The organism is Anaeromusa sp., assembly GCF_028691475.1.
In the GTDB taxonomy this organism is placed as follows: domain Bacteria; phylum Bacillota; class Negativicutes; order Anaeromusales; family Anaeromusaceae; genus Anaeromusa.
Window position 1 is genome coordinate 2,077 of sequence record NZ_JAQUZF010000005.1, and the last position, 23,958, is coordinate 26,034.

Below are 23,958 nucleotides of genomic sequence, written 5' to 3' on the forward strand. Positions count from 1 at the left end.
GCTCGCATTGGCAAGGTGCATGCCGGTGCGCAAAAGATCGTACAAGGGTTGGCTCATGAGTATGCGGTGACCGCTCAAGAGGCGGCTGCTAATTCAAATGTAAAGGAAGGCTATAGCTGTCTGATTGACGTAGAAGGAGAGCGCGTCGGTACCTTTGGCATTACTGGGCCGATTGATGTGGTGAAACCGCTGACCTTGGTAGCGGCAACGGTTGTTAGCTATCGGGTGAGGGAAACCTTTCGGCGCAGTGAAGCGGAGCGCATGGCTAAGCGCGTTTCCGGCGATATCCATCAGGCGGTGGCTGCTATTGAGGAAATATCCGCTTCTTCCCAAGAGCTGGCTTCGACAACAGAAAATGTGGTGCAGCTGTCGCGAGAATCCATGGATAAAGTGAAAAACACGGCGAAAATTCTGGATATGAGCCGGGCCATTGCGACGGAAACAAAACTATTGTCGCTGAATGCATCCATCGAAGCGGCGCGGGCGGGCGAAGTGGGACGCGGTTTTGCCGTGGTGGCTCAGGAAATGCAGAAGCTGGCGCAAAACAGCGCCGAAGCGACGGAGCAGATTAATGGAATTCTGGGGGATATTCAAAACGCGTTGAATCGGGTAATTGCTGGGGTCGATCAATCCGCCGGCATTTCCGGCGAGCAAGCTAAGGCCATGCAGGACATCAGCAATATGGTGGAAACGATGCAGAGCTCCACGGTGGCCTTGGCGTCTTTATATGATCGGTAATTGAGATTCAGGGGGCGGAACTATGGCTAAATTAGAGATTTCACGAGAAATGGCGCAGGAACTGACGGATTTTGTTTATAGCGCTACTGGTTGTCATACGATTGTGTGTGGCGAAGGCGGCGCTATTATCGGCGATTCAGCTAAAAATCGCTACGGCATGGTCCATGACGGGGCCAGGAGAATGATGCTCGGCGAAATTGATGAATTTTTTGTGACCGCTGAGCAGGCTGCGCAGGGGCAGATGAAAGAAGGCCAAAACTACCCTATCGTTTTTGACGGTGCGCGGGTAGGAAGCTTTGGCGTGGCTGGTGAGCTTACTATAGCGCGGCCTATTGCCAAGGTGGTGGCGGCGCTTTTTGGAACGAGGCTGCGGCAGCAGCAGCAGATTCAGCTGATTGAAACTATGTCGGGACAGGTGTCGGCGCAGGCGCAGCAAGCGGCGGCGGCGGTGGAGGAGATTTCCGCTTCATCCCAGGAATTGGCGGCGACGACGGAAAAAGTGTCGCGTCTGGCTGAGAATGCGGTGGAACGAGTGAAGGAAACGGCCCATATTTTGGATATGAGCCGGGCCATTGCCAGCGAAACGAAACTATTATCCCTTAATGCTTCTATTGAAGCGGCGCGGGCGGGCGAAGTGGGCCGAGGCTTTGCCGTAGTGGCCCAGGAAATGCAGAAACTGGCCCAAAACAGCGCCGAGGCGACAGAAACAATCAACAAGATTTTGGCGGAAATACGCAAGGCCAACGAGGATGTCATCGGCGGCGTGCATCAATCTGCTGAGATTTCCGGCGAACAGGCGAAGGCGATGGAAGAAATTGTACATATGGTGGAAGCCATGCAAGATACCAGCCAAAAACTAAAAGACGTGTTTTGAAAATTGATTAAAAAACCGGCGTAAGCCGGTTTTTTCTTATGGGCAGGCTTGGCAAAAAAGGAGAACTTCGAGTATAATAGATTATTATGGTGTGATGCACGTGTTCCTAGTTTTAAAGGAGACTCACGATGAAACGAGTTTTTGTTACTATTACAGGACGCCAAAAAGATGTATACGACCAGGAACAATGTCAGGAAATGACGGTTGCAGGCACGTATTATCGGCGGAACGGGGTCGATTACATTTCCTACCGGGAACGGGAAGAAGACGGCTTGGGACAAACGACAACCTTGTTGAAGATACATGAAGACCGAACGATTTTGGTGCGGCGCGGCGATGTGGAACAGGAACAGGAGTTTCGACGCGGCGAGCGTACGGAAAGCGGCTATGCTACGCCGTACGGCAAATTGTCCTTGGGCATTATGACGAAGGAATATTCTTGGCTTTTTGGACCGGCAAGCGGCGCGGTGGACATTACTTATGATTTGGAAATTGACGGACAATGGCAAAGTACCAATCAATTGTCTGTCGTGATACGGGAGGAGCAAATTTGTGGACATTAAGACAAGCCTAGAGAACGCCATTCGGGAAGCGGCTGCAGCGGCTATAGCCGCTGGCGACTTTCAGGCGGACACATTGCCGGAGGTGCTGCTAGAGGTGCCGCCGCAAAAGGAATTTGGAGATTATGCTACGAATTTTGCCATGCAGACCGCGCGGGCGGCGCGCACGAATCCGCGTAAAGTGGCCGAGGCACTGGTAAAGTATCTGCAGCGTCCCTGGCTGGAGCGCTGTGAGATTGCCGGTCCCGGTTTTATTAATTTTTATCTGCGGCCGGAATGGGTGCATGACCTGTTAGCAGATATTTTGGCTCAAGGAGATTCTTACGGCTGTACGCAAACCGGCAACGGTGAGAAGATCCAAGTGGAGTTTGTCAGCGCCAATCCGACAGGCTTGTTGCATGTGGGACATGGACGGGGCGCTGCTTTCGGCAGTGCTTTGGTCAATGTGCTGCGCGCCGCCGGCTATGACGTGCAGGCGGAATACTACATCAATGATGCGGGAAACCAGATTGACAATTTGGCGGCGTCTGTCAACGCTCGCTATTTGGAACTGTTGGGTCAAGAGATAGCCTTTCCGGAAAACGGCTATCGGGGCGAAGACATCATCACTACGGCCCAGGGCCTGCTTGATCGCGACGGCGACAAATATTTGTCCTGGAGTGAAGAGGAACGGGTAGCTCACTTTAAAGAAGTGGCGCTAGCGGAAAAACTAGCGATTTTAAAGGAGCACTTAGCGGCATTTAATGTGCATTTTGACGTATGGTTCAGCGAACGCACCCTGCATCAAAGCGGCGCTGTAGACGAGGCCTGCGCCATCTTGAAGGAAAAGGGCCAGGCTTATGAAAAAGAAGGCGCTTTGTGGTTGAAGTCCACTGCCTATGGCGATGATAAGGATCGGGTTATTATTCGCGACAATGGCGTGCCTACGTATTTGGCGGCGGATATCGCCTACCATCGCAATAAAGCGGAACGAGGCTTCGATAAAATCATTAATATTTGGGGCGCTGATCACCACGGCTATATCTGCCGAGTGAAGGCTTCCATGGCAGCCCTTGGTTATGAAGCGGAGCGTTTGGAAGTTTTGATTTTGCAGATGGTTAGTTTGTATCGGGATGGTCAACTGGTGAAGATGTCGAAGCGGACAGGCCAAAGCGTGACGTTGGACGAGTTGATGGAGGAAGTTGGCCGGGATGCGGCGCGCTATTTCTTTATTATGCGCTCCATTGACAGCCAACTGGATTTTGACATTGACTTGGCGCGGTCCCGGTCTAATGAAAATCCCGTCTATTATGTGCAATACGCACATGCCCGGATTTCCAGCATTTTCCGTCAAACCGCAGAAGCCGGGATTGTAATGGGGGAACTTGCCGCTTTGCCGCTGCAGGCTTTGCGTGAGGAAGCGGAGATTGAACTGATTAAAAAGCTGGGAGATTTTCCCGAAGAAATCGATCAGGCGGCTCGGGAACGGGCGCCGCACCGCATTGCTCGCTATGTGCATGAGGCGGCAAGTCTGTTTCATACTTTTTATAATCAATGCCGTATTATTGGCGCAGAGCCGGATGTGCAGCAAGCTCGTCTGGGTCTGGTTGCGGCGACGCAGCAGGTGCTGCGTCGGGCCTTGGGCATTCTCGGCGTAGATGCGCCTGAAAAAATGTAAGGAAAATTGGTTTTCCAGCTGGCGGAGTGCCAGCGTGCGTGCTATAATGGAGGACAGTTTTTAGAACGAGTAGGAGGATACCAGCATGGCCAAATTCATCTTTGTTACCGGTGGGGTCGTCTCATCCCTGGGGAAGGGCATCACCGCTGCATCCTTAGGGCGTTTGCTGAAGAGTCGCGGCTTGAAGGTGACCATTCAGAAATTCGATCCGTATATCAACATCGACCCTGGCACAATGAGCCCATATCAGCATGGGGAAGTGTTCGTCACCGAAGATGGAGGCGAAACCGATCTGGATCTCGGCCATTATGAGCGTTTTATTGATATTAATCTGAGCAAAAGCTCCAATGTTACCGCCGGCAAGGTTTATTTGTCGGTTATCAACAAAGAGCGTAAAGGCGATTATTTGGGCAGTACGGTACAGGTCATTCCGCACATTACCAATGAAATCAAAGAGCGTATCTATCGTGTTGGCCGCGAGGACAATGCGGATGTGGTCATTACGGAAATCGGCGGCACAGTCGGGGATATTGAAAGCTTGCCTTTCTTGGAAGCCATCCGGCAAGTGAAAAAAGAAGTGGGCCGTGATGATGTTCTTTATATTCACGTAACGCTGGTGCCGTACATTTCGGCAGCAGGCGAACTCAAGACCAAGCCGACCCAGCATAGCGTGAAAGAACTGCGCAGCATCGGTATTCATCCAGACATTATTGTCTGCCGTACAGAGCATGAGATTTCTCAGGATATGAAGGATAAACTGGCGTTGTTCTGTGATATTGATGTCAATGCCGTTATTCAAAACCGCAATGCTGCCAGCATTTATCAAGTGCCTCTTATGATGCATGAAGAAGGCCTTGACCGTATCGTCATGGAAAAACTCAAGCTGCAAGCCGGCGAGGCGGACCTGACGGAATGGACTGCTATGGTGGAAAAAATTATGAACCCCACGCAAAAGGTGACGATTGCGATGGTGGGCAAGTATGTAGCGCTGCAGGACGCTTATATGAGTGTTTCCGAAGCGCTGCGTCATGCAGGGATTGCTAATTCCGCCGCTATTGACATTCGCTGGGTTAATGCCGAGGAGATTGAAGAGCCAGGTACTGATTTGGCGGAAGTATTCGCTGGAGTGGATGGTATTTTGGTTCCCGGGGGCTTCGGTGATCGCGGCGTAGAAGGCAAGATTGAAGCCATTCGTTATGCGCGGGAAAATAAAATTCCGTATTTTGGCCTGTGTCTGGGCATGCAGACGGCAGTGATTGAGTTCGCTCGCAATGTGATGGGCTTTGTTGGCGCTCATAGCACGGAGTTTGCGCCGGAAACACCATATCCGGTAATTGATTTGATGCCGGATCAAGTGGATGTGGAACAAAAAGGCGGTACGATGCGGTTGGGCGTATATCCTTGCAAGGTCATGGAGAATACCCTGACGCAGGCGGCTTATCAAGAAGAATTGATTTATGAGCGTCATCGCCATCGCTTTGAATTTAACAATGCGTATCGTGAACAATTGACGCAAGGCGGTTTGATCTTGGGCGGCACGCTGCCCAATGGCCGATTGGTGGAAATTGTGGAATTGAACCGGAATGTGCATCCTTGGTTTGTGGCAACCCAGTTCCATCCGGAATTTAAATCCCGCCCGACCAATCCGCATCCGTTATTCCGCGATTTTGTGAAAGCCGCGGTAAACTATCACGCAGGTAAATAAGATGGAGCCGCCCTTCGGGGCGGCTTTTGGCATTGCAGCAGGAAAACGGCGTCGCGACGCGAAATGTTGAGAACAACGCTGATTGAGAAGGGGAGAAAGATATGACGAAGAAACGTTGGGGGCTAGTTTTGCTTGCTATCGTAATCCTTGCGGGCTGGTGGAAATGGTCGCCGGCAAAAGCGGAACCGCAAATTGCGGTGATTCATGTGGAAGGCGTCATTTTAGGCGGACGCGGTCAAAGCGGCCTATGGGGAGAAAACGGCGGCGTAGACGGCATTATTCGTCAATTGCATGAAGCTCGCGATGATGACGCGGTTAAAGCGATTATTTTGCGTATTAACAGCCCGGGCGGCAGCGCCACGGCGTCTCAGGAATTGGGGGAAGAAATCTTAAAAGTCAGGGCTGGCGGCAAACCAGTGGTATCCTCCATGGGAGACATAGCGGCGTCCGGCGGGTACTGGCTGGCGGCATGCACGGAGCGAATTTACGCCAATCCGTCAACGATTACCGGCAGTATTGGCGTATATATGCCTTATGCAAATTGGGAAGAACTATATCAAAAAATCGGCATTCGGAATGAACGCATTCAAAGCGGGCCGCATAAGGATATTCTTTCGCCGGATCGGGCGATGACGGCAACCGAAAAAGCGTTGCTCCAGGCCATGGTGAACGATATGTACGAGCAGTTTGTAACAGTAGTATCCGAGGGCAGAAAGCTGCCGCCGGAACAGGTTCGCTTGTTAGCGGACGGGCGCATTTACACGGGACGCCAAGCCTTGGCCAGCGGTTTGGTGGACGAAATGGGCAACTTGTATGATGCCATTGACGGCACGGTTGACAAATTAGGCTTGGCGGAACGCCCTATGATTCGGGAGATGGGGCAGACTTCTCCTTGGGACGCCCTTTTTGGCAGAACTACAGTAAGCAGCTTGGTACAGCAAGCCGTCTGGCAGGCACTGGGGACGGCGCCTAAAGCAGCTCCTGTGCTGGCGCCCATGGCCTTGCCGGCTGCCTACTAAGGAGGCGGGAGCATGAAGAGCAGGAGCTTGCTGGCAGGGATTGCTTTGGTGGGAATTTTGGCCGGCTGCGGTCTTAAGATGCCTGCGGCCGTGGCGCCCTTGCAGGTGCAAGGCGGTGAAATCACTGGCAGTGTCAGTGAAAATGGCGCTGGCAATATGGTTCGTCTGGTGCAAGGGACAGCGCTGGAAGGAACCAATGGCGTGGATATTGCCGCTGGGGGAGCCGGCATGGTGCGCTACTATCTAGAGGCTGGCGCCGCCCCGGAATTGGTGGCGGACAGCCGCTTCCTCTGGCGCTCGACCCAAGGAACAGGAAGACTGCTTTTGGAAGAATTGGGCCCTGACGGGCAGGTGAAGCGCAGCGTGGGCTGGGTTTATACTGGAACGTGGCCGGCGGCTGGCAGTGAACAGCGCTGGGTGGACGCCCGTTATCGCAGCAACTATGAAGCGAATTGGGTAGAGGCTCGTTATAGCGTACAACGCCTTTGGAACGAGTTTTTTCCAGGACAGCCGCTTAGCGCGGCCCATCGCTACCGCTGGGTGCTGGAAGCCGGCGAGGGGCAGCATGTATTGGTGAGTCGCTTTTCGCTGACGGCGCAGCCGGCTGCCGCAGTGGCTGTTTCTGCGCCCCAAGCGCTTGCGGTGCGCCAAGGAGAAGAAGTTCACTGGCGTACTCGTTTGCAGTATAACGGCTCGCAGCCGGAAGTAGAAATCACGGCGGCTATAGCGGAGCCGCAAGGATACGGCGTGACCGTGCAAGGAGACCGGGTGCGACATGTGCGTCTGACTCCAGGGCAGACTGTTGAATTGGATTGGGTCTTAGAGGGGCGTCGGGCCGAGCGTGTTAATTTTGGCAAGCCTTGGCAGCTGCAGTTATCCTTAAATGGAGAAGAAAAGGCGCAGACAGCGGTTTCTGTGGCTGCAGCCCGGCCGGGGAGCGTCTACTATGTGATGACGGAAGATTTGGAGCCGATTGACGGCGCTGGCTATGCCAAACCTTGGGGGAATCAGGACGGCTGGCTCAATCCAGAAGAATACCAAGTGCAGATGGTGCAGAAAGCGGAAACTCTTAATGCCATTGCCGCGCGTCATGGCGCTTTTTGGACTCATTATATCGCTTGGCCTGCGGTAGCCGCGGCGCAGTGGGCGCAAAGCCAATCACCGACCAAGCAATGGCAGGAAGCGGTGGCCGATATAGAACGTTCCGTGCGTCAGGAAAGCGCCAAAGGACATGAATATGGCGTACATATGCACACGGATTATGATCCGTACATACCTGGCAATGTATTATCATACTATGAGCCGGCAGACGGCCTTTGGGCCAATCATTTGCGGCATGGCTGGGCGCATTCGCTGGGGAGTTTTGGCGACTACGGAAACCGGGGCAGCAGGCTGGGAAGTTTGTATGCGTACCAGCGGCTTGTGGATGAATTGGCCGCCGACTCGTCCCAAGGACAGTTGTTGACGGCAAGAGCCGGTTCCTTTGATTTTGGCGCCAGCAGCGAGTCGCAAGACATGAGCAGTGAAGTATTTCGACGTTTGGGTTTGTGGGGTTCCAGTGACGCCGCCGGCAATAGCGGGAGGGAAACGTCTGCGCCTTATGGGGGCGAGTTGTATTTGGCCGCTAAAACAGATATTGGCCGCCCCGCGCGTGAAGCTTCTGAAGCCGGAGTGGTGGAGCTGCGTCCTACACCGCAGCCGCCTATCTTTTATGACCAACAAACGGCGGCGGTGATGAATGCCAAAGCGGATGCAGGCATGGAAGCTTTTGTTCGCAATGGCGCTGTTGTTCCTGGAGTGCATGGCATTATTGGCTTCACCCATGCCATGTTCATGCAGGGCGAGGGGGACTGGCGCAGCTTGTCCGGCGGCCAATTTGCCGCCCTAGACGCGCATCTGGCGTATCTAAAGCAGCGCTATGTACAGCAAGGATTATTGCGCTTCGCGACGGCCAGTCAATTGGTGCGCGCTTTCTTGGATGAAGAAAAACTGGAAGCAACCGCCTTGTACGGAAAGCGCCTGGAACACGGCTGGCTGAGCAGTCACTATGAAATAGAGCTGCTGGGGCGCGATTTGTCGGTTTCGGCGGAGCGGCCTCAGGCGGTTAGTGTCAAAATCCCCTTGTATCTTCGCGAACAGGCTTTTCGGGCGGAAGTGCGCAAAAACGGCGAGATGATAAGTTCCGCTTGGAATTTGCCTAACGCCGATAATGCTCTTGCTTTCGTCTGGGACGATCCGCAGGCAACGTATACGTTGACCGTGTATCATCAACCATGGCTGCGTAAAGCGGTAGCCGGATTGCGGCTGCTAAAGAGCTTTGTCAGGTGGTGACGGCGTCCTTATTTCAAAAGCGTGTATGTCCGGGCAGGATTTTTTTTTCCACTGGCGAACCTATTACTAAAAGGAGGAGTGGAGATGGTTGCTCGGACCTGGACGTCGTTGGCGTTGTTTTGTCAACGGTGCGGCAAACTAGAGCTGTATGAATTGTCTCGATTTTCCTTACGTCATGAACGGCAGCAGCTGTATTGCCATTGCGGTCAATGGCAAGGGGAGATCGTAGCTGCGTCGCACAGCCAGCCCTTGTTGCGGCTGCCATGTCTGTTATGCCGACAGGATCATCTGCTTTGTTTTACTCCGCAACAGTTTTGGCAGGTCGAAATGCATCGTCTCTATTGCCCGAGCCATACGCTGGAATTAGGTTTAATAGGTCATCCTGAGTTGTTGCGAGAGCAGCAACTTCGCCATCGTCAGATTTGCCAAGGTCTGCAGGGCGAAGAGGACGAAGAAACGATAGAGGACCCGCAGGTTCTTTTGGAAGTGTTGAATATGGTTCACGACTTGGCGGCGCAAGGGGAAATTTCTTGTGCCTGCCGCCAGCCGCAATTAGCGGCGGAAGTGTTGGATAGCGGCGTATTGTTGTCCTGCCGCTCTTGCGGTGCTAAGCACCTGGTTCCCGCTCGTAACGAGCGGGATTTGACTAAGGCCGCTCAGCTGCGGGAAATTGAACTGTATTCAGCTTCTTATGCGTATTTCCATTCTTAACCGGCGCTTGCCGGCGGAAGGATGAAACGAATAGAGGAGGAATGGCGATGAAGCTTTTTTTGGACACGGCCAATGTGGAGGAAATCCGTGCGGCGGCGGAATGGGGCGTTATTGACGGCGTAACTACAAATCCTTCCTTAATTGTCAAAGAAGGGAGAGACTTAAATACGGTTTTGCAAGAGATTGCCGAACTTGTGCCCGGACCCGTCAACGGTGAGGTTATTGCAACAGATTGGGAAGGCATGGTGCAAGAAGGACGCGCGTTGGCGAAGCTCTTTGCCAGCCTGGTCGTGAAGATTCCTATGACACCGGAAGGCTTAAAGGCTGTTAAGCAGCTTTCGGCTGAAGGCATTGAAACCAATGTGACCTTGGTGTTTTCCGCCAACCAGGCATTGCTTGCGGCTAAAGCAGGCGCACGCTATGTCAGCCCTTTTGTAGGACGTTTGGATGACATTGGCTATGATGGCATGGCCTTGGTGCAAGAGATTGTACAGATTTATGAACTCCACGGCTTTACTACCGAAGTTATTGCCGCCAGCATTCGCCATCCCCTGCATGTGACGCAGGCGGCCCTGGCTGGGGCGCATATCGCCACGATTCCTTACAAGGTGCTGCAAGGCATGACGAAACATCCGCTGACTGATAAAGGATTGGCAGCTTTTCTTGCCGATTGGAATAAATCAAAGTAGTTACAGCGCTCAGGGCCAGTCATTATGACGGCCCTGTTCTCATGGAGTTAGGGAGCCGGAGGAGCATCGGCTCCCTAAGAGAGTTATAAGAGTAATTTTCCGCAAGTTGATTTGAATAAAGAAAAAAACAGGAGGTTTTCAGACAAAATGGATCGTGAGTTATCATTAGAATTTGTACGGGTTACAGAAGCGGCGGCGATTGCCTGTGGGCGACTGATGGGCAAAGGAGACAAAATTGCTGCGGATCAGGCGGCGGTGGATGCGATGAGGACGATGTTCGATTCTGTCAACATCAGCGGTACCGTTGTTATTGGCGAAGGCGAAATGGATGAAGCGCCAATGTTGTATATTGGCGAGACGGTTGGCGCCGGCGGCATGGCGGTAGACATTGCCGTGGATCCGCTAGAAGGAACTAATTTGGTGGCGAAAGGGATGCCTGGAGCTATTGCGGTGCTGGCTGTTGCGCCGCAAGGCGGGTTGCTGCATGCGCCGGATATGTACATGGACAAAATTGCCGTTGGGCCTAAGGCAGCCGGTAAAATTCACATTGACGCTCCGGTCAAGGAAAATCTGAAAGCCGTTGCTTCCGCCTTGTCGCGCAAGGTTGAAGATTTGACGGTTGTTATTTTGGATCGCGATCGTCACAGCCGTTTGATTAAGGATGTGCGTGATGCTGGGGCTCGGATCAAGCTGATTACCGACGGCGATGTATCGCCGGTTATCAATGTAGGCATCGAAGGCTCCGGCATTCATATGTTAGTAGGGTCAGGCGGCGCGCCGGAAGGCGTTATTGCTGCGGCGGCTCTTAAATGCCTAGGCGGAGATATGCAAGGCCGTCTGCTTCCTTCTGATGACTGTGAAATAGCTCGGGCGAAGAAAATGGGTATTGGCGACATCAATAAGGTACTGACCATTGATGACTTGGTACATGGCGAGGACGCGATTTTTGCAGCGACGGCCATTACCCAAGGGGATATGTTGAATCCGGTACATTATTTTGGCGGCGGCGTGCGGACGCACTCTATTGTGATGCGCTACAAATCAGGCACGGTTCGTTTTGTTGACGCCATTCATAAGCTGGATCGGAAGAGTATGATTTTTAAACGGACCTGATTAGAACGTTTAAAGGATTTTTGATGAAAAGGGCGGCGCAAGCCGTCCTTTTGTATTGAGAATTTATTAGAATCAGAACGACAAATTCATTTTCGTGCTTTTCGCGATTTTCGCGGTTGAATCATAAATTGGAGGAACGTTGATAACGAACCGCGAAATACACGAAAGACGCGAAAGGGTTTTATAAGTAGCATTGACAGGTTTCATAGGAGATATATACGATGAGGGAATTACTTTCGTTAGTGCAGGCCGATGCCGCTTGCGCCGAGGCGATGCGTCTGATGCAAAAGCCCGGTCGGGCTGCTTGGGTCTACGGTCTGACAGGCAGTCAAAAACCATTTCTTTTGGCGGCTTCTTTGGCGGAAAAAATGCAGCCAATCGTGGTGGTTGCGGTGGATGATGCTCACTTGGAGGAGTATCGCCGAGAAATGGCTTTGTGGCTGCCGGTCTTAACTATATATGAGCTGCCGGCATTGCCGGAAGTTTCCTTTGCGCTTACAGCGCGCAGCCGGGAGAGAACCGCAGTTCGCATGGAAGCGCTGAGCGCTTTGGCGAGGTGTGAAGCTGCTTTGTATCTGACGACGATCGAAGCGGTTGCGCAGGGAGTTTGTTCTCAGCAAGAGTTGTTGGGTCGACGTCTGACTTTAAAAAACGGCGCTATGTGGGAACGGGAAAAACTGTTGGCGGAATTGGTCCGCTGCGGTTATGAACGGGTAGATGCGGTTGACAGCCGGGGGCAATTCAGCGTTCGCGGCGGTGTTATTGACATTTTTCCCTTGCAGCTGCCAACAGCCGTGCGCCTTGAATTCTTTGATAATGAAATCGATTTACTACGTTCCTTTGATCCGGAAACGCAGCGTTCCTTGGAGCGTTTAGAACAGGTGGATATTCTGCCCGCCCAGGAGGAGGCGCAGGGAACACAGTGCTTATTATCCTATGCCCAAGACGGCGCAGTTATTTTTGACGATCCGGCGCGGTTGCGGGAAGCGGCGCAAGCTTTGCTGGAAGAATGGCCCGCGGCGCTGCCTTGGGGAAAAATTGTGGAAGCAAGCCGTCTTCAGGCGGTGCAGTTTTGGTCTTTGATGCTGCAAAAAGTGGCGCATACAGAAGCACAGGATATTATTAGCATTGCCGCTAAAGGCGTAATGCCCTTTCATGGTCAGTTTGAACTTTTGACGCAGGAATTGCGTGCGCAAGAGGCTCGGCAGGCTGTGACTGTGCTTTTAGCAGGCAGCGAAGAGCGTTTGGAGGCTTTGCAGCAGGCCTTGGCGGCGCAGGGACAGGGCGTGTCGCGCGTAGCGAATTCCGGCAGCGTGCGCCTGCTCCTTGGAGAAATTACCGCCGGCTTTGAATGGGTTCAAGCTAAAGTAGTTGTCTTTGCGGAACAGGATTTACTGGGACGCCATAAAAGAAAACAGCGCCGTGCCAAAACGCAAGGGGAAAAAATTCGCTATTTCCGGGATATACGGATTGGGGATTATGTGGTACACGTCAGCCACGGCATTGGACGTTACGCCGGCGTGGAAATATTGGACATAGGAGGCGTACGCAAGGATTATCTGCTTATACGTTACACCGGTGATGATAAGCTGTATTTGCCTACGGATCAGGTTGGGCTGCTGCAAAAGTATATTGGCCAGGATGGAGAAGCGCCCAAACTCAGCCGTATGGGCGGTAAGGATTGGCAACGGGTGCGCAGCCGGACACAGGCGGCGGTAGCCGACTTGGCGCAAGAACTTGTGGCTTTATATGCGGCTCGCCAGGAGGAGGCCGGCTTTGCTTTTGAGGCGGATACACCGTGGCAAAGAGAATTTGAGGAATCCTTTCCTTATGAGGAAACGCCGGATCAATTGCAGGCGCTGGAGGAAATCAAAGCGGATATGGAACAGCCTCGGCCCATGGACCGGCTGCTTTGCGGCGATGTGGGCTTTGGCAAGACCGAAGTGGCGGTGCGTGCGGCCTTTAAAGCCGTGATGAGCGGCAAGCAAGTAGCCATGCTGGTGCCGACTACGGTGCTGGCGCAGCAGCATTATCAGACCTTGAGCTCCCGCTTTGCCGGCTTTGGAGTCGCTACCGGCGTTGTCAGTCGCTTTCGCAGCGCCAAGGAGATTCGCAAAACCTTGGAGGAAGTGGCTGCAGGAAAAGTGGATGTGTTGGTAGGAACCCATCGTATGCTGACAAGCGATGTGCGCTTTAAAGATTTGGGGCTGCTTGTTATTGATGAAGAGCAGCGCTTTGGAGTTGCGCAAAAAGAAAAAATTAAGCAATGGCGCAGCCAAGTAGATGTGTTGTCTTTAAGCGCTACGCCCATTCCAAGGACTTTGCATATGTCTCTTGTGGGCGTGCGTGATATGAGCATTATTGAAACGCCCCCGGAGGATCGCCTGCCGGTGGAAACCTATGTAGCGGAATATCATGAGGAGATTGCAGTGGAAGCCATTAGCCGGGAGCTGCGCCGCGGCGGCCAGGTATATGTTGTGCATAACCGGATTCAGGGCATAGAGCGCTTAGCTTTGCACTTAGGAGAACTGTTTCCTCAGGCTGGCGTACGTGTGGCCCACGGTCAGATGGCGGAGGAGCAGCTGGAGCAAGTCATGATGGACTTCTATGAAGGCGAAGAAGATATTTTAGTTTGCACCAGTATTATTGAAAGCGGTCTGGATGTGCCGAACGCCAACACTATTTTAGTATATGACGCGGATCGTTTGGGCTTGTCTCAACTGTATCAAATGCGAGGGCGGGTAGGGCGGTCCAGCAGAACTGCTTTTGCGTACTTCACCTACCGCAAGGACAAGGTTTTGACAGAAGTGGCGGAAAAACGGCTGCAGGCCATTAAGGAATTTACAGAGCTGGGCGCCGGCTTTAAGATTGCCATGCGCGATTTGGAAATCCGCGGCGCTGGCAGTCTGTTAGGGCCGCAGCAGCACGGGCATATCGTCAGCGTCGGCTTTGAAATGTATTGCCGTCTGCTGGATGAGGCAGTACAGGAACTGCGCACCGGGGCAAAGCCCAAGCAAGAAGTGGAGCCGCTGCTGGATATAAAAGTGGATGCCTATTTGCCGGAAGAGTATGTGGGCGATGCCATGCAGAAAATGGAATTGTACCAGCGTATTGCGGGAATTCGGCGCGACGAAGAAGTGGAAGAACTTTTGGATGAGCTCCTTGACCGCTTTGGCGAACCGCCGCAGGCTGTGTTGCGTCTGCTAGCGGTAGCTAAGCTGAAAAACCGCGTGCGTCGCTTAGGGATTCGTAGTATTGTGCAGAAGCCGGAAGGGTATGAAGTAGCCTTTCAAGAGCCTTTGCAATTTGCACCGGAGCATATAATGGCGCTAAAAGAGGGTTTGCCGTCCCGGGTCACCTTCTTTCCAGGCAGTGCTGGAGGGTTGCGCCTTAAAACAGCAAATCTGCCGCAGGAAAAGGCGGAGGCGTTGTTGTTCAAGAGCATGCAATGTCTAGAAGAAGGGACGCTAGCTTGAAAACCGTCTTTCGAGGTAGGAATGCCCAAGGTTTTCTGATATAATTAAAATTGCATTTTCTTGAGAGGATGGGCTTGGGTGAGTAGTAAAGACACCTTTTTGCGTGGCGCCTTGATTTTAACCGTTGCAGGAATTGTAGTTAAACTCATTGGCTCTGTAAATCGCATCTTATTATCCCGCTTATTGGGCGGGGAGGGAATTGGCTTGTATCAGATGGCCTATCCCATCTATTTGTTGGCGTTGAGCGTTTCCTCCGCCGGGATTCCTGTGGCTATTTCCATTTTGGTGGCGGAACGGGTGGCCTTATCGGACTATCGGGGCGCTAACCGCGTATTTCGCATCTCCCTGGCGCTGCTGACCTTTACGGGCGTCTTGTTTACCATTTTGCTGTATACAGGGGCGGGCTGGCTGATTGAGGAACAGTTTGTACGCGATCCTCGGGCCTATTACGCCTTGGCGGCCTTGGCGCCGGCTATCTTTTTTGTGACCGTTCTTTCCAGTTATCGCGGTTATTTTCAAGGCTTACAAATGATGACGCCTACGGCGGTTTCGCAGATCTTTGAACAGTTACTGCGGGTAATTACCATGATTGCATTGGCATTCATGTTGTTGCCGTATGGTTTGGAATATGCCGCAGCCGGCGCTAGTTTCGGCGCCGGACCGGGAGCTATGGCCGGCTTAGCGGTGCTGATTTACTTTTATATGCGTCAGCGTTCGCAGTTTAAAGAAAAAATGGCGACCCAGCCGGATTTGCCCCCGCAGTCCAGTTGGCGGATTATCAGTCGGATTGTAAAATTGGCGCTGCCGGTTTCGCTGGCCAATATCATGTTGCCGGTGGTTTCCAGCATCGACTTGTTTATTGTGCCTGCCCGACTGGAAGCGGCGGGCTATACGGTCGCTGCGGCGACAGAACTCTTTGGTTATCTTACAGGCATGGCTGTGGCGCTGATTAACTTGCCGACGATTTTGACGGCTTCTTTGGCGGTAGGATTGGTGCCTGCTATTTCAGAGGCCTTTACCCTGGGACGCAAGGAGCGGATTTACGATCGTACGGCGACAGCCATGCGTATTGCCAATCTAATTACCATTCCCAGTTTTGCGGGCATGTGCCTCTTGGCTACGCCGATTTCGCAGATGCTTTATGGAACGCCGAATGCCGGAGACTGTATTGCTATTTTGTCTTTTGGCATCGTTTTACTGGGAGTACATCAGGTTACAACTGGTGTTTTGCAGGGCTTGGGGCATACGACGATTCCCTTGGTGAACATGATGGCTTCGGCGGTTGTCAAAATCGGTATGAGCTGGTATTTGACGGCTATGCCGGAGTTGGGTATCAAAGGGGCGGCCTGGGCGACCAATGTGGATTTTGGCGTGGCAGCGCTGTTGAATATGTATTTTGTGCATCGGTATGTTGGTTTTAGTCTTGATTGGGGGCATACGCTGCGGACCGTGGCGTCAGCCGCTGTAATGGGGATTGCGGTTATCTTTTCTTTTGACGCCTTGTTTCAGACGCTACATAGCAATACCGTGGCTACGCTGGGGGCTATTCTATTGGGAGCTACGGTCTATTTTGCCTCTATGCTTATCGTCGGCGGCGTGACCGCGCAGGAAGTGGAGAAAATCCCCCGCATAGGCGCTAAGCTGACTTTGTGTTTGCAGCGCATAGGCTTGCTGCGTCACTAGAAGCTAAAGAAAAAAGAAAAAACTCCGGCCTCAAGCGGCTGTTTCGCAGTTGCCGTGGCTGTTGAGGAGGCGTGCACCATGGGTAAATTGACAATCGTCGGCTTGGGACCTGGTAATGCAGACTTACTGACTTTGGGGGCTGTAAAAGCCATGCAGGAGACCTCCTGTCTGTTGTTTCGTACGGGTCGCCATCCTACGGTAGCGGAGCTGGAGCGGTTAGGGCTTTCTTTTTTGACTTACGACGAAGTATATGAAACAGAAAGTTCTTTTGAAGCGGTTTACCAAACGATTACCGTAGATGTGCTGCGGCGCGCCGAAACAGCCGATGTGGTGTATGCTGTACCGGGCAGTCCGGTCGTGGCGGAGCGGACGGTGCAGATGCTTTGCGAACAGGCGCCGGCCTGGAATATTTCCGTGGAAGTTCTTCCAGGCATGAGCTTTGTGGAAATTCTTTGCGTACGCTTAGGCTTGGATCCGATTAACGGCTTGACTATTTTGGATGCGGCAGATCTGGAGCGTGTTTGCTGCGGCGCGCTTCCAACCGGACTTGTTGTTACGCAAGTCTACAATCGTCAAGTGGCGTCGGACGTCAAGCTGACGCTGATGGAACACTATGGAGACGTTTATCCAGTTGAGCTGGTTAATCATTTAGGCTTAGCGGATGAAAGCGTTCGCTCCATACCTTTGTGCGAACTGGATCGGCAGCAGGATATTGATCATCTGACCTCGATCTACGTGCCTTCTTTGCAAAGCAGAACTGAAGTGCAGCCTTTTGAAGTAGACGCCTTGACGGAAGTTATGGCAGTGCTTCGTTCGCCCGAAGGCTGCGTTTGGGATCGGCAGCAGGATCACCGCTCGCTGCGGCGGTATCTGTTGGAGGAGACCTATGAGGTCTTGGAAGCCATTGAAAAGGACGATATGGAACTTCTCTGCGAGGAGCTGGGCGATCTTTTGCTGCAAGTGGTGTTTCACGCTCGCATTGCCGAGGAAAACGGACGTTTTTCCATGCAGGAGGTGATTAACGGCGTAGTCGATAAAATGGTGCGCCGCCATCCCCATGTGTTTGGTGAAATTACCGTTGATGATGCGGCGGAGGTGGTGCGCAACTGGGAGCGCATCAAACGCGAGGAAAAGAATCGCGGCGGTGTTCTGGCTGGCGTTCCCCGAGAATTTCCGGCATTGCTTAAGGCCTGCAAATTGCAAGGCAAAGCGGCCAAGGTGGGCTTTGACTGGCCGGATGTGGCGCCGGTCTGGGGAAAGGTTGACGAAGAGCTTCAGGAGCTGCGTGAGGCGGCCAGCGAAGCGGCTCGGGAAGATGAATTAGGCGATGTTTTGTTTGCGATGGTCAATTTGGCGCGGTTCTTGCATGTGGAACCGGAAACCGCTCTTTTAAAGGCCTGCTTGAAGTTTGAAAAACGCTTTGGCTTTATTGAGAAACAGTTACAAGAAAAAGGAGTTTCTTGGGAGCAATCTTCGTTAACAGAGTTAGATGCTCTTTGGAATGCTGCCAAAGCCTTAGAATAGAGAAAATATGCGATGAAATAGCGTTTTTTTTCCAAAGGATAGAGGAATCTGGCGGCGCGTAGCGAATACACTTATTCGCAATCATGAAATCAAGGCGCTTTTTTTACTAAAGCGCGCTGACGGCATTGCCGTCAAAAAAAGACAAGGGGGATGGATTTGTGAACAAGACTGAATTGGTGGCCAGTGTGGCCGAGAAGACAGCCATGACCAAAAAGGATGCGGAAAAAGCCCTGAATGCGGTATTTGCCAGCATCGAAGAAGCTCTTGCCAAGGAAGAAAAAGTACAGGTCATTGGCTTTGGCACTTTTGAAGTAAAAGCTCGTGAAGCTCGTACCGGCCGTAATCCGCAGACCGGCGCTGAAATTAAAATTCCTGCGTCTAAAAACCCTGTATTTAAAGCTGGCAAAGCTCTTAAAGACAGCGTTAATAAATAAGGAATCGTGATTGTCAAAAAACCAGGCTGTCATGGCCTGGTTTTTTTCTCGAAAGTTGCGAATGTCATGCTGCCTTGAGACGCCTGATGCAGAGAAGATAAGCTTGGTTAGTACAGCAGGGTTTCAGGAGAACATGGCAAAGAGCAAGAAAGGCAGTGAATGGCATGATGGGCAGCATTTTAATTGTAGATGATGAGGCTTCCATTCGGGAGTTGTTGCGTTTTAATCTGCAAAAAGAAGGATATGTGGTGTCGGAAGCGGCGGACGGCTTGGAGGCGCTGCAACTAATTAAGCAGCAACGGCCCGATTTGGTGCTCCTTGATTTAATGCTTCCAGGCATGGATGGTTTGGAAGTGTGCCGCAGAATTAAGGGACAACAGGGAACTGCCGGTATTCCTATCATCATGCTGACCGCTAAGAATGAGGAAGTAGACAAGGTGCTGGGCCTGGAGCTGGGGGCGGATGATTACCAGACCAAGCCTTTTGGCTTGCGGGAATTGATGGCTCGCGTCAAAGCGGTGTTGCGGCGCAGCCAAAAAGGGAGCCATGGACATAGCGAGATCTCCATGGGCGCTTTAAAGATGAATTTCAGTCGTTATGAGGCTTGGCTGGACAAAGAGAAGCTAGAATTGACTCCCAAAGAATATGAGCTGCTAAAGCTCTTTATTACCAACACAGACCGCGTGTTCAGCCGAGAACAGCTGCTGGAAAAGGTATGGGGTTATGAATATTTTGGGGATACTCGAACCGTAGATGTGCATGTGCGTCACTTGCGGGCCAAGCTGGCGGCAGCGCCGGAAGTAGCAGAGGCCATCGAAACCGTGCGAGGCGTAGGCTATCGTTTTCAGGACATCTGAGAAATCAGGTGTCCTTTTTTATTAATCCAAACTTAACAGTAGCGTCAATTGTTTTATGGTATAGTGCAAATAAGAAGAGTTTAGTGCTAGCTAAATAAGCAGGAGGATGCCATACTATGAGCAATAAGATTCAAGCTAACAAGCTGAAATTATATTACGGGGAATCATTGGCGCTGAAGAAGGTTACCTTGGGCGTTGAAAAAAATAGCGTTTTAGCTTTGATTGGTCCTTCCGGTTGCGGAAAGTCGACGTTCTTGCGCACGTTGAATCGCATGAATGATTTAATTGAAAACGTACGCATTGAGGGAGAAGTATTGCTTGACGGCAATTCCATCTATCATCCCGACACCGATGTGGTCATGCTGCGCAAACGCGTAGGCATGGTTTTCCAGCGTCCTAATCCGTTTCCGATGTCCATTTACGATAATGTGGCCTATGGGCCCCGTATCCATGGAAACAGCAAGAAAAGCGCGCTGGATGAGCTGGTGGAGCGCAGTTTGCGCGGCTCCGCTCTTTGGGATGAAGTGAAAGACCGGCTGCATTCTTCGGCGCTGGGATTGTCCGGCGGCCAGCAGCAGCGTCTTTGCATCGCTCGCTTGCTGGCGGTAGAGCCCGAAGTACTGCTCATGGATGAACCCTGTTCGGCGCTGGATCCGATTTCAACCATGAAGATTGAAGAATTGGTTTCGGAGTTGAAACAACGCTATACCATCATTGTTGTTACGCATAACATGCAGCAGGCGGCTCGGATATCAGACTATACCGGGTTTTTCCTTAATGGCGACTTGGTGGAACACGATCAGACCGATGTGATTTTTACCCGTCCTCAGGATCAACGCACTGAAGACTACATTACAGGCCGGTTTGGCTGAAAAACTGAGGAGGATGGCTATGAATACGACGCGGCATAATTATGACTATGAGCTTCAAGGTGTGCGCAATGATATTTTGCAAATGGGACAGCTGGTAATTACGGCGATTGAACGTTCCATTCAGGCGCTGGTGGATTTGGATATGGAGCTGGCTTGCCAGGTTATCCAAGGGGATGACGCCATCGACGAGCTGGAACTGCTTTTGGAAGAACGCTGCGTGGTGCTCATTGCCCGGCAGCAGCCTTTAGCTAAAGATCTGCGCATACTCAGCACGGGACTGAAGATCAGCACCGATCTGGAACGTATTGGCGATCATGCCTTTGATATTGCCAAAATTGCCAAACGTCTGGGCGAAGGCGGCAACGGTCATGTCAAGCCCCTCTTGGACATACCGCGTATGGCCGGCTTGGCGACGCAGATGCTGCGCGACGCGTTGACGGCATATGTGAACATGGACGTAGAGCTAGTGGACAAGGTTTGTCAGGCGGATGATGAAGTGGACGCTTTGTACAACCAGCTGTTTCGAGAGCTTTTGACCTACATGCTGGCGAATCCGGCGGTCATTAATGACGCGACGCAGCTTATCTTTGTAGCGCGCTATTTGGAACGCGTAGCCGACCATACGACGAATATTGCCGAATGGGTCATCTATCTGCAAACCGGGCAGCGCTTGCATAAAAACTAAAGAATGAATGCTTTGAAAAACCGCGCAAGCGGTTTTTCTTGTTACTTAAGCAGGAAAGAGACGCCTCAAGTAGAATTGGTTACTAAAAGCGCCATTTTTACGAAGATGAGGTAGATAATAATGATGAAATCCGGTTTTCGCCTAATCGCAACACAGACTGTTGCAGAACTGGCTTCGAAGGCTCATACGTATGAGCATGAGCAAAGCGGGGCCAGGTTGGTATATTTGGAAAATGACGATGATAATAAAGTCTTCTCTATTACCTTTAAGACGCCCCCGGCGGATCATACCGGGGTGCCGCACATTTTAGAGCATTCCGTTCTTTGCGGCTCCCGCAAGTTTCCGTTGAAAGAGCCTTTTGTCGAGTTGATCAAGGGCTCGCTGAATACGTTTTTGAATGCCATGACCTTCCCTGATAAGACCATGTATCCTGTAGCCAGTCAAAATGACAAGGATTTTCGAAACTTGATGGATGTCTATTTAGATGCGGTGTTCTTTCCTGTCATCTACGAACAGCCGGAAGTTTTGATGCAAGAAGGCTGGCATTACGAGCTGGAAGCGCCGGAAGGGGAGCTTACGTACAAGGGCGTTGTGTACAATGAGATGAAAGGCGTCTTTTCTTCGCCGGAATCGCTGGTGGAACGCAAGACCTTGGAGGTTTTGTTTCCGGATACGACGTATCATTTTGAGTCAGGCGGCGATCCGGATTTTATTCCGCAGCTGACGCAAGAGCAGTTTTTGGATTTTCACCGCCGTTACTATCATCCGGCGAACAGCTACATCTATTTATATGGCAAGATGAATATTGAAGAGCAGCTGGCTTTTCTGGATGAGGCCTACCTAAGCCGGTTTCAGCGCCAGGAAGGCTTTGTGGCGGAAATCGAGCGGCAGAGTCCGTTTGCGGCGCCGCTCGAGGTGGTAGTGCCCTATCCGGTGGATGCCAGTGAAAGCCAGGAGGGCAAGGCGTTTTTTGGCCTGAGCCAAGTGGTAGGCGAGGCTTGCGACGCGGAGCTAGGACTGGCTTTTGCCATTTTGAATCATTTGCTGCTGGGTACGCCGGGAGCGCCGCTGAAGCAGGCGCTGATTGCCGCTGGCATCGGCCAGGATGTACTGGGGCGGTATGAAGATGCGTTGGTGCAGCCTGTGTTTAGCATACTGGTGCGCGGGGCGGCAGCCGATGCCGGCGATAAGCTGCGCCAGGTGGTACGGCAGACGCTGCAAGAGCTAGTAACTAAAGGAATTGATAAGGAACTGCTGGAAGCTTCCATCAACCGCAAGGAATTTGAACTGCGCGAGGCCAATTTCGGTTCGCATCCCAAGGGCTTGATATACCATATCCGCATGCTGGACAGCTGGCTCTATGGCGGCGATCCGTTGCTGCATCTGACTTATGAGCCGCTGCTGGCCAAGATGAAAGAAGGCTTGGGCGGGCGGTATTTTGAGGAGCTTATCGAACGCCATCTCCTGCAGAATCCGCACCAGGTTCTGGTGGCGGCCGTACCGGAAGCCGGTCTGGAGGAACGCCGTACAGAAGAGCTGCGGCAGAAGCTGGCTCAGCTCAAGGGAACGCTTGCTCCTGCGGAAGTGCAGCTCATTTGCGAGCAGACCAAACAGCTTAAAGCCAGACAGACCAAGCCGGACAGCCCGGAGGCGCTGGCGTCTATTCCGCTCTTGGCTCTAAAGGACATAGAAAAGAAGGTAACCCGTATTCCGCAGCAACAGCGCCAAGTGGAAGGGCGAACGGTTTTGCTGCAGCCTATTTTTACGAATCGCATTGCTTATGTCAATCTTTACTTTGACACTACCGCTGTGGATCAGGCGGATTTGCCATATCTCTTTTTGCTTTCCAGCGTTTTGGGCAAGGTGGATACCTGCGATGGTTCCTATCAGCAATTGGCCAAGGAGATCAATCTGCATACAGGGGGGATTTCCTACCAAACGATGGCGCTGCCGAAAGCATATGATGCAGAGGCCTATAAGCCGCGCTTGCTTGTAAAATCGAAGGCGCTGCTGCAAAAAGCGCCGCAGCTTTTCCGGCTGCTGCGCAGCGTTTGCCAAGGCAGTCGCTATGACAATCTGGCGCGCCTCAAGGAGCTTGTGGCGGAAAGCAAGGCTCGCATGGGGCTGGTCATGCTGGAATACGGGCATACGGTAGCGCTCAGTCGCGTGCTTTCGTATGTATCTCCCGTAGAAAGTTACAATGAGAGCGGCGTTTTTACGTATTATCGCTTTTTGGAAGACTTGGAACGGAATTGGGCGGACCAGGCGGAGCAAACGTCGGCGGCTCTGCAGCGAGTGGCGCAGCGCGTATTTTGCCTGGATCGTTTGCAATGGGGCGTTACTTGTGAAGAAGAGCAGTACGCAGAATTGGAACCTTTGCTGCAACAGTTCGCCGCGACACTGCCGGCAGGAGGCTTGCCCAGCGTTTCCTATCGTTTTGAGCTGCAGGCGGCCAACGAAGGGCTGATGACGGCGGGCAAGGTGCAGTATGTAGCCAAGGCCTATAATTTTGCAAAACTAAACTATGCGTATACAGGCAGCATGAAGGTTCTGGAAACGGTGCTGCGCTTCGACTATCTGTGGAACCGCGTTCGTGTTCAGGGCGGGGCCTATGGGGCGTTTGCGCGCTTTGATCGCAACGGGAATCTAGCCTTTGCTTCCTATCGGGATCCGAACCTGCAGGAAACGCTGCAGGTGTATGGAGAAATGGAAGACTATTTGCGGTCTTTTGCCGTATCGGAACGGGAAATGACCAAATACATCATCGGTACGATGAGCCAGCTGGATGCGCCCCTTACGCCGTCGATGAAGGGAGAGAAGGCCGAACTAATGTGGCTTATCGAGTTGACTTGGGAACAAGTCCAGCAGGAGCGGGATGCTGTGCTTAGCACCAATGCCGCCAAGCTTAAGGAATTGGCAGAGGTGGTAGGCGCCTGCATGGCGCGAAATCATATTTGCGTAGTCGGTAATGCCGGCAAACTGCAAGAGCAGGCTGGGCTGTTCGGAAAATTGGTTTCTGTTTTTTCGTAA

18 protein-coding genes are annotated in these 23,958 nt (G+C 52.2%); all 18 read left to right on the forward strand.

Going from position 1 to position 23,958, the window contains the following annotated elements:
* Positions 1–738, forward strand: a 738-nt coding sequence (locus PHF27_RS01570; RefSeq protein WP_300065219.1) for a methyl-accepting chemotaxis protein, incomplete at its 5' end; no start/stop codon positions are given.
* 22 nt (positions 739–760) lie between these two features.
* Positions 761–1,612 (forward strand): methyl-accepting chemotaxis protein, encoded by an 852-nt coding sequence (locus PHF27_RS01575; protein WP_300065221.1) that lies wholly within the window; start codon positions 761–763, stop codon positions 1,610–1,612.
* Between the two features lie 128 nt (positions 1,613–1,740).
* Complete coding sequence (locus PHF27_RS01580) at positions 1,741–2,175, forward strand: DUF1934 domain-containing protein (RefSeq protein ID WP_300065223.1); 435 nt, start codon at positions 1,741–1,743, stop codon at positions 2,173–2,175.
* Entirely contained in the window at positions 2,165–3,829 is a 1,665-nt protein-coding gene (gene argS / locus PHF27_RS01585) for an arginine--tRNA ligase (protein WP_300065225.1), read from the forward strand. The genes PHF27_RS01580 and argS overlap by 11 nt, the downstream gene beginning before the upstream one ends.
* 85 nt (positions 3,830–3,914) lie before the next feature.
* Positions 3,915–5,534: a CTP synthase gene (locus tag PHF27_RS01590; protein ID WP_300065227.1), complete on the forward strand. Its 1,620-nt coding sequence runs from the start codon at positions 3,915–3,917 to the stop codon at positions 5,532–5,534.
* 101 nt (positions 5,535–5,635) lie between these two features.
* Positions 5,636–6,553 carry a signal peptide peptidase SppA gene (gene sppA / locus PHF27_RS01595; RefSeq protein ID WP_300065229.1) on the forward strand — a complete coding sequence of 306 codons (918 nt, stop codon included), beginning with the start codon at positions 5,636–5,638 and terminating at the stop codon, positions 6,551–6,553.
* A 12-nt stretch (positions 6,554–6,565) separates the two neighbouring features.
* The gene (locus PHF27_RS01600) at positions 6,566–8,884 is read left to right on the forward strand and encodes a hypothetical protein (RefSeq protein ID WP_300065231.1); all 2,319 of its coding nucleotides are present in this window, start codon (positions 6,566–6,568) and stop codon (positions 8,882–8,884) included.
* Between the two features lie 84 nt (positions 8,885–8,968).
* The gene (locus PHF27_RS01605) at positions 8,969–9,595 is read left to right on the forward strand and encodes a hypothetical protein (RefSeq protein WP_300065233.1); all 627 of its coding nucleotides are present in this window, start codon (positions 8,969–8,971) and stop codon (positions 9,593–9,595) included.
* 47 nt (positions 9,596–9,642) lie between these two features.
* Positions 9,643–10,284, forward strand: coding sequence for a fructose-6-phosphate aldolase (gene fsa / locus PHF27_RS01610; protein ID WP_300065235.1), 642 nt, complete (start codon positions 9,643–9,645; stop codon positions 10,282–10,284).
* A 147-nt stretch (positions 10,285–10,431) separates the two neighbouring features.
* The gene (gene glpX, locus PHF27_RS01615; protein WP_300065237.1) at positions 10,432–11,397 is read left to right on the forward strand and encodes a class II fructose-bisphosphatase; all 966 of its coding nucleotides are present in this window, start codon (positions 10,432–10,434) and stop codon (positions 11,395–11,397) included.
* A 221-nt stretch (positions 11,398–11,618) separates the two neighbouring features.
* A complete protein-coding gene (mfd, locus tag PHF27_RS01620) occupies positions 11,619–14,873 on the forward strand; it encodes a transcription-repair coupling factor (protein ID WP_300065239.1) in 3,255 nt (1,084 codons plus the stop codon).
* A 78-nt stretch (positions 14,874–14,951) separates the two neighbouring features.
* Positions 14,952–16,556: a polysaccharide biosynthesis protein gene (locus PHF27_RS01625; RefSeq protein ID WP_300065241.1), complete on the forward strand. Its 1,605-nt coding sequence runs from the start codon at positions 14,952–14,954 to the stop codon at positions 16,554–16,556.
* A 78-nt stretch (positions 16,557–16,634) separates the two neighbouring features.
* On the forward strand, positions 16,635–18,080 hold the full coding sequence (gene mazG, locus PHF27_RS01630; protein WP_300065243.1) for a nucleoside triphosphate pyrophosphohydrolase: 1,446 nt from the start codon (positions 16,635–16,637) through the stop codon (positions 18,078–18,080).
* Positions 18,081–18,238: 158 nt separating this feature from the next.
* Positions 18,239–18,514, forward strand: a complete 276-nt coding sequence (locus tag PHF27_RS01635) for an HU family DNA-binding protein (protein ID WP_018702577.1) — start codon at positions 18,239–18,241, stop codon at positions 18,512–18,514.
* Positions 18,515–18,678: 164 nt separating this feature from the next.
* Positions 18,679–19,371: a response regulator transcription factor gene (locus tag PHF27_RS01640; RefSeq protein ID WP_300065246.1), complete on the forward strand. Its 693-nt coding sequence runs from the start codon at positions 18,679–18,681 to the stop codon at positions 19,369–19,371.
* Positions 19,372–19,487: 116 nt separating this feature from the next.
* Entirely contained in the window at positions 19,488–20,243 is a 756-nt protein-coding gene (gene pstB, locus PHF27_RS01645; RefSeq protein ID WP_300065248.1) for a phosphate ABC transporter ATP-binding protein PstB, read from the forward strand.
* Positions 20,244–20,262: 19 nt separating this feature from the next.
* Positions 20,263–20,928 carry a phosphate signaling complex protein PhoU gene (gene phoU / locus PHF27_RS01650; protein ID WP_300065250.1) on the forward strand — a complete coding sequence of 222 codons (666 nt, stop codon included), beginning with the start codon at positions 20,263–20,265 and terminating at the stop codon, positions 20,926–20,928.
* Between the two features lie 120 nt (positions 20,929–21,048).
* Positions 21,049–23,958: an insulinase family protein gene (locus PHF27_RS01655; RefSeq protein WP_300065252.1), complete on the forward strand. Its 2,910-nt coding sequence runs from the start codon at positions 21,049–21,051 to the stop codon at positions 23,956–23,958.